The organism is Paracidovorax sp. (genome assembly GCF_057642795.1).
Genome location: NZ_JBXYZY010000049.1, coordinates 108775 through 122634 on the forward strand (window position 1 = coordinate 108775; position 13860 = coordinate 122634).

Here is a 13860-nt window from a genome sequence, read left to right on the forward strand (position 1 = left end):
AGGTCTTCATGGCCCCTGCGGGGCGCCAGATGCGTAAGGATGAGCCGATAAACTGGCGGCCACTTCCTTTGCTGGCCGTCTGAAGCGGCTGGAAGCTTCGGTCTTCCATCCTCCCTCCGGCGCCCCTTTTCCCATGTTCTTCAACAACGCTCGTCTTTCCCTGCGCCTGGCTCTCGCCTTCGGTGCGGTCTGTCTCGTCATGTCGCTGGCCTCTGCCGTCGGCGCCTGGCGGCTGATGGGCCTGCAGAACCTCGCCGACGACCTGGGTGGGCCGTCGGCGGAACGGGCACTGCTGGCGCAGGAACTCGAAGCCATCGTGGTGCTGAGCGCGGCGCGGGCAGAGTCGTTGCTGGAGGTCGATAACCCGGTCTATGCAGCGCGGGTGGATGCCGACCGCAAGCGCACCTCCGCCCGGTCCGCCGAGGTGCGCAAGCGCCTGGAAGCGCTGGCCGAGGACGACGAATCGCGCCGCATCTTCGCGTCCATCGACGCGGCCGGCAACGGCTTCCGCGCCGCGCGAGATGCGCTCGTCAAGCGCCGCCAGGCCGGCGAGACCCTGCCGCCCGAAGCCGTGGGCCAGCTGCTGCGCCCGGCGGCCGACCGCTATGCCGGCGCCGTGAACGACATGGCCGCCTACCAGCGCAAGCGCGTGGCGCAGGACCGCGAGGCCGCCAGCGCCAGCGAGCGCCAGGGCATCGTGCTGCTGGGCAGCGGCGTGGTGCTGGGCCTGGCGCTGAGCCTGCTCTGCGCCGTGCTGCTGTCGCGCTCCCTGCTGCGCCCGCTGGCGCAGGCGTCGCTCGTGTCCGACCGCATCGCCGAGGGCGACCTCACCTCCAGCGTGCCTCCCGTGGCGCCGGACAACCGCGACGAGGTGCGCGCGCTGCTGGGCCGCCTGGCCGACATGCAGGCGCGGCTGGTCGGCCTGGTCGTGGGCATGCGGCAGGCCAGTGCGTCGGTGGCGGGCGCCAGCTCCGAGATCGCCGCGGGCAACACCGATCTCTCGGCACGTACCGAACAGACGGCCTCGAACCTCGAGGAAATCGCCGCCAGCATGGAAGAGCTCATCGCCACTGTGCGCCACAGCGCCGACGCCGCCCATCACGCGAGCGGGCTGGCCGCATCGGCGAGCGACGTGGCCCGCCGCGGGCGTGAGGCGGTCGAGCGCGTGGTGGGCACGATGAACGGCATCGCCCAGTCTTCGCGCAAGATCGCCGACATCACGAGTGTGATCGACGGCATTGCCTTTCAGACCAACATCCTGGCGCTGAACGCCGCCGTCGAAGCGGCCCGTGCCGGCGAGCAGGGGCGGGGCTTCGCCGTCGTGGCCGGCGAGGTGCGCAGCCTGGCGCAGCGCAGCGCTACGGCGGCCAAGGAGATCGGCACGCTGATCGCAGAGAGCGCCCGGCAGGTGCAGGAAGGCACCCAGCTGGTCGATGCGGCCGGCGGCACCATGGGCGAGATCGTGCAGTCCGTGCAGCAGGTGACGGCCATCATCGCTGAGCTGAGCACCGCCGCACGCGAGCAGAGCACCGGCCTGGGCCAGGTGGGCGAAGCGGTGAACCAGCTGGATCAGATGACGCAGCAGAACGCCGCGCTGGTCGAGGAGTCGTCCGCCGCCGCGCAGAGCCTGCGCATGCAGGCGCAGCAGTTGGCCGAGCTGGTGGCGGCCTTCCGCTTGCCGGCGTCCACCATCACGCCGGCGCTGCACTGAAGGTATCCGGACCGCCGTCCCTCTGGCGGGCCGGCATCTTTGCCTCGGCTTTACTCGGCCGGGGTGCGCGGCCCGTGCGTCGCGTTCGTTGAATACCCGTTCTCACCTGACGATGAATGGAGTGTTCACCATGTTCTTGCACCGTCCTGGGGCCCGCCTCCGCCGCGCGGGCGCGCTGACTCTGCTCGCCGCAGCCGCAGCCGCTGCGGCTGCGCTCGCGGGCTGCGTGGTGGCCCCGCCCGTGCGGCAGGTGGTGGTGGAGCAGGGGCCGCCCATCGTCGCCCCGATCGCGCCGCCCGCACCCTATGTGGAGCCGATCACCGTGGCTCCGTCGCCGGTCCACGTCTGGGTGGGTGGTTTCTGGGAGTGGGGCGGCGGGCGCTATGCGTGGCGCCCCGGGCACTGGGCCGCGCCGCCGCGCCCCGGCTGGATATGGGTGCCCCAGCGCTGGCAGCCGGGCCCCGGCGGTTGGCATACGCGGCCGGGCCACTGGGGCTATCGCTAGTCTTTGGCGGTATGGGCTGACCGGGCCCCGGTGCCCCTGCCACTCAGCGCCGCAGGCTGCGGCGCAGCGCCAGGCTCCAGCCCCTTGAGCACCAGGTGGCAGATCAGCTCCTCGGCCCGGGCGTAGTCGCGCTCGGTGAGGGCGGGCTGGCCCAGCAGCAGGGCGAACTGGGTCTGCTGGTCGGCATAGGCCTGGGTGACCGACCAGATGATGAACATCAGGTGCGTGAAGTCCACATGCGCGATGCGGCCCTCATTGGCCCACCGCTGGAACGTGCTCACGTCCTTCTTCAGCACCGGGCCCACGCGCTCGGCGATGACGCCGGCATAGCGGGGCGCGCCGGCGATCACTTCCTTGGCGAAGACCTTGGCCGCGTTGGGCCGCTCCAGCGACGAGCGCAGCTTGGCGCGGATGTAGTGGCGCAGCGCCTGCTGCGGATCGTCGCCGTGCGACATCTCCTCCATGCCCGAGAGCCACTGGTTGAGCACGTCGTCGAGCACGCGCAGATAGAGCGCCTCCTTGCTCGGGAAGTAATACAGCAGGTTGTGGCGGCTGATATTCACGGCCGCCGCGATGCTCTCCAGTGACGCGCCCTCGAAGCCGAACTGTGCGAATTGACTCTCGGCCTCTGTCAGGATGGTGCGTTCCTTGTTCAGCCGCGAGGCGGTGGGCGGGCGCGCGGTGGGGGGTGTGGGAGGAGCACTGTCATCGGTAGCGGTGCGCATTCGCACAGGCGCGGGGCGGGCGGGCGGAGGGTTTCGTCGCATTGCACCATTGTGGGATGAATGGGGTGCCCGAAGGTTGGCACGCGGTTTGCAGATGGGTTTTTACCGATTGGTAAATTTTTACTGATAAGTAAATTAACCGACAGGCAGGGCGACGGCATCGCCGATGACACCTGCCAGCACCCCGTGAGGCCCCCGATGAAATCTCCGCAGTCCGCACCGCTGTGCGCCGGGTTCGTTGCCCGCGCATGCGTCCTTGCCCAGGCGCGACCTGGCCGGCCGGTCTCCCGATCCGCGTGCTGCGGCGTTCGCCGCAGCGCTCCCCATCCCCTCGACTGACCCCTTCGCCGGAGCACACACCATGGAACCGACCGCAAGCCGTGCCTGCGGCGTGCATGCCGCACGCCTGAACCTGGCCGATTACGCCGTGAATTTCGGCGATGCGCATCCGCCGCTCACGCGGGCTCAGGCGCTGATCGAAGCCGAACGCTGCTACTACTGCCACGACGCGCCCTGTGCCACGGCCTGCCCCACGGGCATCGACATTCCCTCGTTCATCCACCGCATCGCCCAGGGCAACGAGCGCGGCGCGGCGCGCGCCATCCTCGAAGCCAACCCGCTGGGCGGTATGTGCGCCCGGGTCTGCCCCACCGAGGTGCTGTGCGAAGAGGCCTGCGTGCGCCATGCCAACGAAGACAAGCCGGTGGAGATCGGCGCGCTGCAGCGCCACGCCACCGATGCGTATTTCGCCGCTCCCGGCGCGCCGCTCTTCACCCGCGCTGCGTCCACCGGCGGGCGCGTGGCCGTGGTCGGCGCCGGGCCTGCGGGGCTGGCCTGCGCCCACGGCCTTGCGCTACGGGGGCACGATGTGGTGCTGTTCGAGGCCCGCCCCAAGCTGGGCGGCCTGAACGAATACGGCCTGGCCAGCTACAAGACCACGGGCGGCTTCGCGCAGAAGGAGGTGGCGTGGCTCTTGTCGGTGGGCGGCATCGAGGTGCGCTGCCAGCAGCAGCTGGGGCGCGATATCACCGTCGATGGTTTGCTGGAGGCCTACGACGCCGTGTTCCTGGGCCTGGGCCTGGCCGGCGTGAACGCCCTGGGCATCGCGGAGCCGCAGGCCACCGGCCTGCGCAATGCGGTGGACTTCATCGCCGACATCCGCCAGGCCGCCGATCTCTCGGCCGTGCCCGTGGGCCGGCGCGTGGTGGTGATCGGCGGCGGCATGACGGCGGTGGACGCCGCCGTGCAGGCGCGCAAGCTGGGCGCCGAGGAAGTGACCATCGTCTATCGCCGGGGGGGCGAAAGCATGTCGGCCTCGCAGGTGGAGCAGCGCTGGGCCCAGATCAACGGCGTGACCCTGCGCCACTGGGCCGCCCCGCAGGAGCTGCTGTGCGAAGCCGGCGCCGTGCGCGGCATGCGCTTCGCCGCCACGGCGCTCGACGGCGGGCGCCTGGTGGAAACCGGCGAGGTCTTCACGCTCGAGGCCGACATGGTGCTCAAGGCCATTGGGCAGAGCTATCCGCCCGAACACGCGGGCCCGGCCATCGCGCTGCAGGCCGGCCGCATCGCCACCGATGCCCAGGGCCGCACCAGCGCGCCGCGCGTCTGGGCCGGCGGCGACTGCCGTGCCGGCGGGCGCGACCTGACCGTGGAGGCCGTGGAGCACGGCAAGGTGGCCGCCGCTTCCATTCACGAGGCGCTGACGGCGGGCTGAGGCCCGCGCCACCCACCCCACGAACCCACCGCGACACGACACGGGAGAAGCACATGGCAGACATCCGCAGCGAATTCCTGGGCATCCGCAGCCCCAACCCCTTCTGGCTGGCCTCGGCGCCGCCCACCGACAAGGAGATCAACGTCACCCGCGCCTTCGAGGCCGGCTGGGGCGGCGTGGTCTGGAAGACCCTGGGCGAGGACCCGCACGTGGTCAACGTGAACGGCCCGCGCTATTCCACGCTCATGTCGCAGGACCGGCGCGTGATCGGCCTGAACAACATCGAGCTCATCACCGACCGGCCGCTGGCCGTGAACCTGGAGGAGATCCGCCGCGTCAAGCGTGCCTGGCCCGACCGCGCCATGATCGTCTCGCTCATGGTGCCCTGCGTGGAAGAGAGCTGGAAGCGCATCCTGCCCATGGTGGAGGACACGGGCGCCGACGGCATCGAGCTGAACTTCGGCTGCCCGCACGGCATGAGCGAGCGCGGCATGGGCGCAGCCGTGGGCCAGGTGCCCGAGTACATCCAGATGGTGACGGCCTGGTGCAAGCAGTACAGCCGCCTGCCGGTGATCGTGAAGCTCACGCCCAACATCACCGACGTGCGCCAGCCCGCGCGCGCGGCCAAGGCCGGCGGGGCCGACGCGGTCTCGCTCATCAACACCATCAACTCCATCATGGGCGTGGACCTGGAGCGCATGGCGATGAGCCCGCACACGGGCGGCTGGGGCTCGCACGGCGGCTACTGCGGCCCGGCCGTCAAGCCCATCGCGCTGAACATGGTGGCCGAGATCGCGCGCGACGCGCAGACCGCCGGCCTGCCCATCAGCGGCATCGGCGGCGTGACCACCTGGCGCGACGCGGCCGAATACATCGCCCTGGGCTGCGGCACGGTGCAGGTCTGCACGGCGGCCATGGTCTATGGCTTCAAGATCGTGCAGGACCTGTGCGACGGCCTCTCCAACTTCATGGACGCGCACGGTTATGGATGCATCGACGACTTCCGCGGCCAGGCGGTGCCCACCGTCAAGGACTGGAAACAGCTGGACCTCAACCACATCGAGAAGGCCGTGATCGACCAGGACGCCTGCATCGGCTGCGGCCGTTGCCACGTGGTGTGCGAAGACACGTCGCATCAGGCCATCACGTTCGACAAGCAGGGCGGCGTGCGCCGCTTCGAGGTGAACGAGGCCGAGTGCGTGGGCTGCAATCTGTGCGCCTCGATCTGCCCGGTGCCCGAGTGCATCAGCATGCGCAGCCTGGCGCCGGGCGAGGTCGATGCGCGCACCGGCCGCACGGTGACCGGCGAATACGCCAACTGGACTACGCACCCCAACAACCCGCAGCGTGTGGCGGTGGCGCCGGCCGCAGGCACGGTCGCTGCTTGATGGCAGTCGGCGATCCATCACCTTCTTCATCCAGGAGTGACGACATGATGAACAGTTCAGGCGGCGCGGCACCGGCGGCGGCCGCAACGACCACCTCCCCGGTGGGGCGCGAGGCCACGCTCGCAAACGAAGACCTGCTGCCCACCACGGCGGCCCAACGGCACTGGGTCTGGAAGGACTATGCCGCCCTGTGGGTCGGCATGGTGGTCTGCGTGCCCACGTACACCATGGCCAGCTCCATGCTGGACCAGGGCTTTTCATGGCAGATGGCCGTATGGCTCGTTTTTCTGGCCAATTGCATCGTGCTGGTGCCCATGGTGCTGATCGGCCGAGTGGGTCCCAAATACGGCGTCCCGTTCCCGGTGCTGGCCAGGGCCTCGTTCGGCGTCAAGGGCGCCAACCTGCCCGCAGTGCTGCGTGGACTGGTGGCCTGCGGCTGGTTCTCCATCAACTGCTATTTCGGCGCGCTTGCATTGCACGGATTCCTGAACATCCTGGGGTTGGGACTCGCCGGGCCGGCCGACGGGCAGACCATCAGTACCTCGCAGCTCATGTGCTTCCTGGCCTTCTGGGCCGTCCACATCTGGTTCATCTGGAAGGGGCCGGAGTCGATCCGCCGGCTGGAAGTGATTGCGGCTCCGCTGATGATCGCAGCGTCCGTCCTGCTGGTCGTGGTGCTGCTGGTGCGGGTGCCTCCGAGCCAGCTGTTCAACCTGCCTGCCAAGGTGGTGGAGGGAGGGCCGAAGACATGGGCGGCATTGACCGGCCTGGTAGGGTTCTGGGCCACGCTGGCACTGAACATTCCCGACTTCACGCGCTTTGCCCGGTCGCAAAAGGATCAGGTGCTGGGCCAGGCCATTGGCCTGCCCATTCCCATGGCGCTGTTCTCGATGGTGGGTGTCATCGGCTTCTCGGCGTCCGCCATCCTGTACGGTAAGGCACAGCTGTTCCCGGACGGCCTGCTCACGCAGATGGGCAGCGTGGCCGCCGGTCTGGGCCTTCTGGTGATCCTGCTGGCCAACCTGACGACCAACGTGGCCGCCAATCTGGTCTCACCGTCGTACGACTTCAGCCAGATCGCACCGTCGAAGATCAGCTTCCGCATGGGAGGCGTGATCGCCGCGCTGCTCGGCCTGCTGTTCATGCCCTGGAAATTGCTGGCCACCTCCGGCAGCTATCTGTTCGTCTGGCTGGGCGGCTACGGCACGCTGCTGGGCGCCATCGCCGGCATTCTGCTGGTCGACTACTACCTGGTTCGCAAGACCCGGCTGAAGGTCGAGGACCTGTACCGACGCGGGGGCGACTACGAATACACCAACGGCTGGAACCTGCACGCGCTGGTGGCCTTCCTGCTCGGCGTGCTGCCCTGCCTGCCGGGCTATCTGGCCGTATCGGGCGTGGTGGACAAGGCCGGCATGCCCGCCATCTGGCTCACCCTGTTTGACTCGGGCTGGTTCTTCAGCCTCGGCGTGGCGGGCCTTTACTACTACGTCACCGCCCGGAAGCTGAACTAGCCCTATCAACGGCCCGTCGCGGCGCACCCGCCCTGTGTGCGCCGGGGCATTCAAGTCCAGAACCAAGGAGATCCCATGACCTCGAGCCTTCTGATCCGCGGCGGCACCGTGGTGAATGCCGACCGCGAAGAGCGCGCCGACGTGCTGTGCGTGGACGGTCGCATCGCCGCCGTCGGCGAAGCCGCCGCAGCGCAGGCACCCGCTGGCACCGCTACGCTGGACGCGAGCGGCCAGTACGTGCTGCCCGGTGGCATCGACCCGCACACGCACATGCAGTTGCCGTTCATGGGCACCGTGACCATGGACGACTTCTTCACTGGCACAGCGGCAGCGCTGGCCGGTGGCACCACCAGCATCATCGACTTCGTGATCCCCGACCCGCAAGAGCCGCTGATGGACGCCTACCGCAAATGGCGCGGCTGGGCTGAAAAGTCGGCAGCCGACTATTCGTTTCACGTCGCCATCACCTGGTGGAGCGAGCAGGTGCGCGCCGACATGGGCACGCTGGTGCAGCAAGAAGGCGTGAACAGCTTCAAGCACTTCATGGCCTACAAGAACGCCATCATGTGCGACGACGAAACCCTGGTGAACAGCTTCAAGCGCGCGCTGGAACTGGGCGCCATGCCCACGGTGCACGCCGAGAACGGCGAGCTGGTGTATCTGCTGCAGCAAGAGGTCGCCAAGATGGGCATCACAGGGCCGGAAGGCCATCCGCTCTCGCGCCCGCCCATGGTCGAGGCCGAGGCTGCCAACCGCGCCATCGCCATTGCCGATGTGCTGGGCGTGCCCATCTATGTGGTGCACGTGAGCTGCATGGAGTCCGCCGACGCGATTGCCCGCGCCCGTGCGCGTGGCCAGCGCGTGTACGGCGAGGTGCTGGCGGGGCATCTGCTGGTGGACGACAGCGTGTACCGCGACCCCGACTTTGCCAAGGCCGCCGCCTATGTGATGAGTCCACCCTTCCGCCCCAAGGGCCATCAGGAGGCGCTTTGGCGCGGCCTGCAGTCAGGCCAGCTGCACACCACCGCCACGGACCACTGCACCTTCTGCGCCGCGCAAAAGGCCATGGGCCAAGAGAACTTTGCCAAGATCCCCAACGGCACCGGCGGCGTGGAAGAGCGCATGGCCGCGCTGTGGGATGGCGGCGTGAACACCGGTCGCCTCACGCCATCCGAGTTCGTGGCCATCACTTCGGCCAATGCGGCCAAGCTGTTCAACATCTACCCGCGCAAGGGCTACATCGGTGAAGGCGCCGATGCCGACCTGGTGCTGTGGGACCCGCAAGGCACCAAGACCTTCTCGGCCCAAACCCAGTTCAGCAAGGGCGACTTCAACATCTTTGAAGGCCGCACCGTGCGCGGCATTCCCAGCCACACCGTGAGCCAGGGCCGCGTGGTGTTTGCCAATGGCGACCTGCGGGCGGAGCAGGGCAAGGGCCGCTACATCAAGCGCCCTGCGTTTGGCGCCAACTTCCAGGCCGTGCAAAAGCGTGCGCAGGACCTGGCCCCTACCGCCGTTGCGCGCTGACCGCTGCAATGCATCTGGAGAACACCATGGACACCAAAGTGAAGACCGACATCGAGAACCTGCGCATCAACGGCGATCGCCTGTGGGCGTCGCTCATGGAGCTGGCGCAGATCGGCGCCACCCCCAAGGGCGGCGTGTGCCGCCTCACCCTCACCGACCTGGACAAGCAGGGCCGTGACCTCGTCACCCGCTGGGCGCGCGAGGCAGGCATGACCGTCACTATCGACAAGATCGGCAACGGCTTCATGCGCCGCCCCGGGCGCAACAACAACCTGCCACCCATCATGACCGGCAGCCACATCGACACCCAGCCCACGGGCGGCAAGTTCGACGGCAACTACGGCGTGCTGGCAGGCATCGAGGTGGTGCGCACGCTGAATGACCACGGCATCGAAACCGAAGCCCCCATCGAAGTCGCGTTCTGGACCAATGAAGAAGGCAGCCGGTTTGTGCCCGTGATGATGGGCTCGGGCGTGTTCGCCAAAGCCTTCACGCTGGAGCACGCCTATGCCGCCACCGACACCGAAGGCAAGACCGTGAAGGGCGAGTTGGAACGCATCGGCTACATCGGCGACCAGGAGCCCGGCGACCACCCCATCGGCGCCTACTTCGAGACCCACATCGAACAAGGCCCGGTGCTGGAAGACAACGACAAGACCATCGGCGTGGTCAGCGGCGTGCTGGGCATCCGCTGGTTTGACTGCACCGTCACCGGCATGGAGGCCCACGCGGGCCCCACGCCCATGGCCCTGCGCAAGGACGCGATGCTGGCCGCCACGCGCATCATGCAGGACGTGGTGGCCGCCGCCCACCGCCACCCGCCGCACGGGCGCGGCACGGTGGGCATGGTGCAGGTGTTTCCCAACAGCCGCAACGTCATTCCCGGCCGGGTCAAATTCAGCGTCGACCTGCGCAACAGCACCGACGAACTTGTCGATGCGATGGCAGCGGAGGTCAAAGCCGTGGCCGACCAGGTCGCTAAGGAGCACGGCGTGCAGGTGCAGATCGACCTCGTCTCCAGCTATCCCGCGCAGCAATTCCACCCTGCATGCGTGGAAGCCGTGGGCCGCGCTGCCGCCAAGCTGGGCTACAGCCACATGCCCGCAGTCTCCGGCGCCGGGCACGATGCGGTGTACATGGCCAAGCTCGCGCCCAGCGGGATGATCTTCATTCCCTGCAAGGACGGCATCAGCCACAACGAGATCGAGGATGCGAAACCCGAGCACATCGAGGCGGGGTGCAACGTGCTGCTGCACGCCATGCTGGAGCGGGCTGGCGTGGCCGCCGGCTGAGAGTGGACGGGAAGCGGTTGCGCCGCCCGCTCAGTGCTGCGGGCGCGCGCCCTGTGCCGCGCTGCGCCAGGTCAGCAGCCGGAAGGGCAGCAACAGCAGCACGCCCATGGCCAGCTTCACGCCCAGGTCGCCCAGCGCCCAGGTGACCCACGGCTCTGCCGAGCCCGCGAAGGCGATGCCCCAGAACACGGCGGTATCGAGCGCAGCGGCCACCACCGTGGCCCACAGCGGCGCGCGCCACCAGGTGCCCTGGCGCAGACGGTGGAAGATGCTGATGTCCAGGCACTGCGACACGATGAAGGCTGTGCCCGACGCGATGGCGATGCGCGCCGGTGCGAGCGCCAGCGATGCCGCTACCGCCGCCGCGAAACCCACCCAGGCCACGCGCCGCGCCGGCACCGGGCCGTGGCTGCGGTTGATGAGGTCGCTGACCAGGAAGGCGACCGGGTAGCTCAGTGCGCCCCAGGTCAGCCAGTCGTTGATGGGGTACTGCACCAAGATATTGGAGGCCAGCACCACGCACGCCATGGCCAGCGCCGCGCCCGCGAAGCGCAGCAGGGAAGGGGGCGCGAAGGCTGCCGCGTCCAGCGGCCGTGCGGTGGCCGGGTGCGAAGTCATGCCGCCACCCCCAGGATGGCGCGGGCCACGGCCTCTCCGACCTTGATGCCGTCCACCCCGGCCGAGAGGATGCCGCCCGCGTAGCTGGCGCCTTCGCCCGCCGGATAGAGGCCTGCGGTGTTGAGGCTCTGGAAGTTCTCGCCCCGGCCGATCTTCAGCGGCGAAGAGGTGCGCGTTTCCACCCCGGTCAGCACCGCGTCGTGCATGTCGTAGCCGCGGATCTTCTTGCCGAAGGCGGGCAGGGCTTCGCGCATGGCCTCGGTGGCGTAGGCGGGCAGGGCATCGTGCAGATCGACCATGGTCACGCCCGGCTTGTACGAAGGTTCCACTGCGCCTAACTGCGTCGATGCGCGCCGGGCCAGGAAGTCGCCGACCAGCTGCGCCGGGGCGTTGTAGCTGCTGCCGCCCAGCACGTAGGCGCGGGATTCGAGCTGCCGCTGCAGCACGATGCCGGCCAGCGGATGGGCCTGGCCGGCGGGCAGCGATTCGATGCCGTGCGTGGCGCCCAGCGCGGCGGAGAAGGCCTCGGCGTCGTGCGGGTAGTCGCTCGGGTCGATGGCCACCACCATGCCGGCGTTGGCGTTGCGCTCGTTGCGCGAATACTGGCTCATGCCGTTGGTGACCACGCGGCCGGGCTCGCTGGTGGCGGCCACCACCGTGCCGCCCGGGCACATGCAGAAGCTGTAGACCGCCCGGCCGTTGGCCGCGTGGTGGACCAGTTTGTAGTCGGCAGCGCCCAGCAGCGGGTGGCCGGCGTGGCGGCCCCAGCGGGCGCGGTCGATCACGCTCTGCGGATGCTCGATGCGCACGCCCACCGAAAAGGGCTTGGCCTCCATGTGCACGCCGCGCCCGTGCAGCATGGCGAAGGTGTCGCGCGAGCTGTGGCCCAGCGCCATCACCACATGGTCGGCGCGCAGCGTGTGCTGCTGGCCGGTGGCCTGGTCCAGCACCTGCAGGCCGCGCAGGTGGCGCTGGCCGGAGGCGTCGGCCTCGACCACCACGTCGGTCACGCGCTGCTCGAAGCGCACCTCGCCGCCCAGGGCGATGATCTGCTCGCGCAGCGTCTCCACCACCTTGACCAGCTTGAAGGTGCCGATGTGCGGGTGCGCGGCGTAGAGGATCTCCGGCGGCGCGCCGGCCTGCACGAACTCTTCCATCACCTTGCGGCCCAGGTGGCGCGGGTCCTTGATCTGGCTGTAGAGCTTGCCGTCGCTGAAGGTGCCGGCACCGCCTTCGCCGAACTGCACGTTCGATTCGGGCGTGAGCGTGCGCTTGCGCCACAGGCCCCAGGTGTCCTTGGTGCGCTCGCGCACGGTCTTGCCGCGCTCCAGCACGATGGGCTTGAAGCCCATCTGCGCCAGCACCAGCGCGGCGAAGATGCCGCAGGGCCCGAAGCCCACCACCACCGGGCGGTGGGCCAGCCCTTCGGGCGCGCGGCCCACGGGCTTCCAGGCCATGTCGGGCGTGGGCTGCACGTGCGGGCGGCCCGCATGGCGCGCCAGCAGGGCCGGCTCCTGCGCCGGGTCGGCCAGCGTGATGTCGAGGATGTACACCGCCAGCAGGTCGGCCTTGCGCGCGTCGAAGCTGCGCTTGTGCACGTGCAGGTGGGCGATGGCGGTGGGCGGCACGCCCAGCACGGCGCAGGCCTGCTCGTGCAGGGCGGCGTGCGGATGGGGGTCGTTGTCGAGGGGGCTGGCGGGCAGGGCGGCCAGCGGCAGCTTGATTTCCGAGAGTCGGATCATGGCGTTCAGGCCCGTATCTATCGGGCGTGGGGCGTTTCGCGGGGCGGCAATCATACGGCAGCCCGGGTTGTCATGCACCGCATGGCGGCGGGCGCCGCTAGCCGCTCCTTGCCGTTGCCGCTGCTGGCTGCCGCCGCTTCCAGAGCAGCTCGGTCGCCCCGAAGGCCACCACCGCCACGCCCAGCGGCGCGAAGAAGTAGAGCATGCGGTACGCCAGCACGGCGGCGAGCGCCTGCGCGGGGGGCATGTAGGCCGAGAGCACGGCGGTGGCCACGGCCTCCAGCACGCCCAGGCCGGCGGGAATGCGCGAGATCAGCCCCGCGATGGCGCCCAGAAGCACCGTGGCCAGAGCCGCTGCGTAGGGAGCCTGGCGCTGCGTCAGCATCCAGAGCGCGCCGGCCATGAGCATCCAGTTGATGCAGGAAACCGCTATTTGCAGCAGCCCTGCGTACCACTGCGGCAGAGGGAAGTCGTGGCCGCGCACGGTGATCGGCCGGCCACCGCGCCCTGCGCAGAGCGCCAGGTAACCCGCGGTGATGGCGGCCAGGGCCAGGCCCATCCAATGCAGCTGCGCGCCGCCCACGACCCAGCCTTCGGGCATCTGCGGCGTCCAGGCCCAGAAGACGGCGCCGGCCAGCACGAAATAGCCCAGCCAGTTGGTGATGATGGACAGCACCACGATCTGCCCGATGGCCCCAACGCCCACGCCCTGGCGGGAATAGAGCCGGTAGCGTGTGGTGGCGCCGCCGATGAGCGAGCCCAGGTTCAGCGTGAAGGGGTAGGCGATCAGCGTGATGCCCAGGGTACGCGCCACCGGCAGGCCGTGGCGCGTGTAGTGGCGCCCGAAGAGGTCGAACGTGGCGTAGAGCAAATGGCTGGACCAGGCCAGCGCCGCAGCCGGCGCCACCGCCCCCAGGGGCAGGGCACGCAGAGACTGCCACACGGCCGGCCAGTCCACGCGGCGGCCCTGGCTCCAGAGCAGGTAGAGCACGAAGGCTGCGAAAGCGCCCGTCAACGCAGTGACGAGCCAGGGCCACCAAGGCTGCGCGCGTAGCCTGGCCCAGCGGCTGCGCTGGGCAGGCCGCTGGCCGGCATCGGCGGTGGCAGCGGCCTTGCGGGACATG

The 13860-nt window shown here is 69.3% G+C and carries 11 protein-coding genes; 7 read left to right on the plus strand and 4 right to left on the minus strand.

Annotated features, from left to right (window positions below; translation table 11 throughout):
• The first annotated feature begins 133 nt into the window (after positions 1 to 133).
• Entirely contained in the window at positions 134 to 1711 is a 1578-nt protein-coding gene (locus AC3A84_RS19055; RefSeq protein ID WP_487971600.1) for a methyl-accepting chemotaxis protein, read from the plus strand.
• 130 nt (positions 1712 to 1841) lie between these two features.
• Positions 1842 to 2216, plus strand: a complete 375-nt coding sequence (locus AC3A84_RS19060) for a hypothetical protein (protein ID WP_487971602.1) — start codon at positions 1842 to 1844, stop codon at positions 2214 to 2216.
• Here the strand turns inward: AC3A84_RS19060 and AC3A84_RS19065 are convergent.
• Positions 2213 to 2941, minus strand: coding sequence for a TetR family transcriptional regulator C-terminal domain-containing protein (locus AC3A84_RS19065; protein WP_487971604.1), 729 nt, complete (start codon positions 2939 to 2941; stop codon positions 2213 to 2215). The two genes, AC3A84_RS19060 and AC3A84_RS19065, sit on opposite strands and share 4 nt — an antisense overlap.
• A 361-nt stretch (positions 2942 to 3302) precedes the next feature.
• Between AC3A84_RS19065 and AC3A84_RS19070 the strand changes: the two genes are divergently transcribed.
• The 5 genes from AC3A84_RS19070 (at position 3303) to AC3A84_RS19090 (ending at position 10376) form a co-directional block, all read left to right on the plus strand.
• Positions 3303 to 4655 (plus strand): NAD(P)-dependent oxidoreductase, encoded by a 1353-nt coding sequence (locus tag AC3A84_RS19070; RefSeq protein ID WP_487971606.1) that lies wholly within the window; start codon positions 3303 to 3305, stop codon positions 4653 to 4655.
• 53 nt (positions 4656 to 4708) lie between these two features.
• Complete coding sequence (gene preA, locus AC3A84_RS19075) at positions 4709 to 6043, plus strand: NAD-dependent dihydropyrimidine dehydrogenase subunit PreA (RefSeq protein ID WP_487971608.1); 1335 nt, start codon at positions 4709 to 4711, stop codon at positions 6041 to 6043.
• A 44-nt stretch (positions 6044 to 6087) separates the two neighbouring features.
• Positions 6088 to 7557 (plus strand): NCS1 family nucleobase:cation symporter-1, encoded by a 1470-nt coding sequence (locus tag AC3A84_RS19080; RefSeq protein WP_487971610.1) that lies wholly within the window; start codon positions 6088 to 6090, stop codon positions 7555 to 7557.
• Positions 7558 to 7632: 75 nt separating this feature from the next.
• Complete coding sequence (gene hydA, locus AC3A84_RS19085; protein ID WP_487971612.1) at positions 7633 to 9084, plus strand: dihydropyrimidinase; 1452 nt, start codon at positions 7633 to 7635, stop codon at positions 9082 to 9084.
• A 26-nt stretch (positions 9085 to 9110) separates the two neighbouring features.
• On the plus strand, positions 9111 to 10376 hold the full coding sequence (locus tag AC3A84_RS19090; RefSeq protein ID WP_487971614.1) for a Zn-dependent hydrolase: 1266 nt from the start codon (positions 9111 to 9113) through the stop codon (positions 10374 to 10376).
• 30 nt (positions 10377 to 10406) lie between these two features.
• Here AC3A84_RS19090 and AC3A84_RS19095 read toward each other — a convergent pair whose 3' ends face one another.
• The 3 genes from AC3A84_RS19095 to AC3A84_RS19105 form a co-directional block, all read right to left on the minus strand.
• Positions 10407 to 10904 carry a queuosine precursor transporter gene (locus AC3A84_RS19095; protein ID WP_487971747.1) on the minus strand — a complete coding sequence of 166 codons (498 nt, stop codon included), beginning with the start codon at positions 10902 to 10904 and terminating at the stop codon, positions 10407 to 10409.
• Between the two features lie 86 nt (positions 10905 to 10990).
• Positions 10991 to 12736 carry an NAD(P)/FAD-dependent oxidoreductase gene (locus tag AC3A84_RS19100; RefSeq protein ID WP_487971616.1) on the minus strand — a complete coding sequence of 582 codons (1746 nt, stop codon included), beginning with the start codon at positions 12734 to 12736 and terminating at the stop codon, positions 10991 to 10993.
• Positions 12737 to 12833: 97 nt separating this feature from the next.
• Positions 12834 to 13859 carry a lysylphosphatidylglycerol synthase transmembrane domain-containing protein gene (locus AC3A84_RS19105; RefSeq protein WP_487971617.1) on the minus strand — a complete coding sequence of 342 codons (1026 nt, stop codon included), beginning with the start codon at positions 13857 to 13859 and terminating at the stop codon, positions 12834 to 12836.
• Between the last annotated feature and the right edge of the window lies 1 nt (position 13860).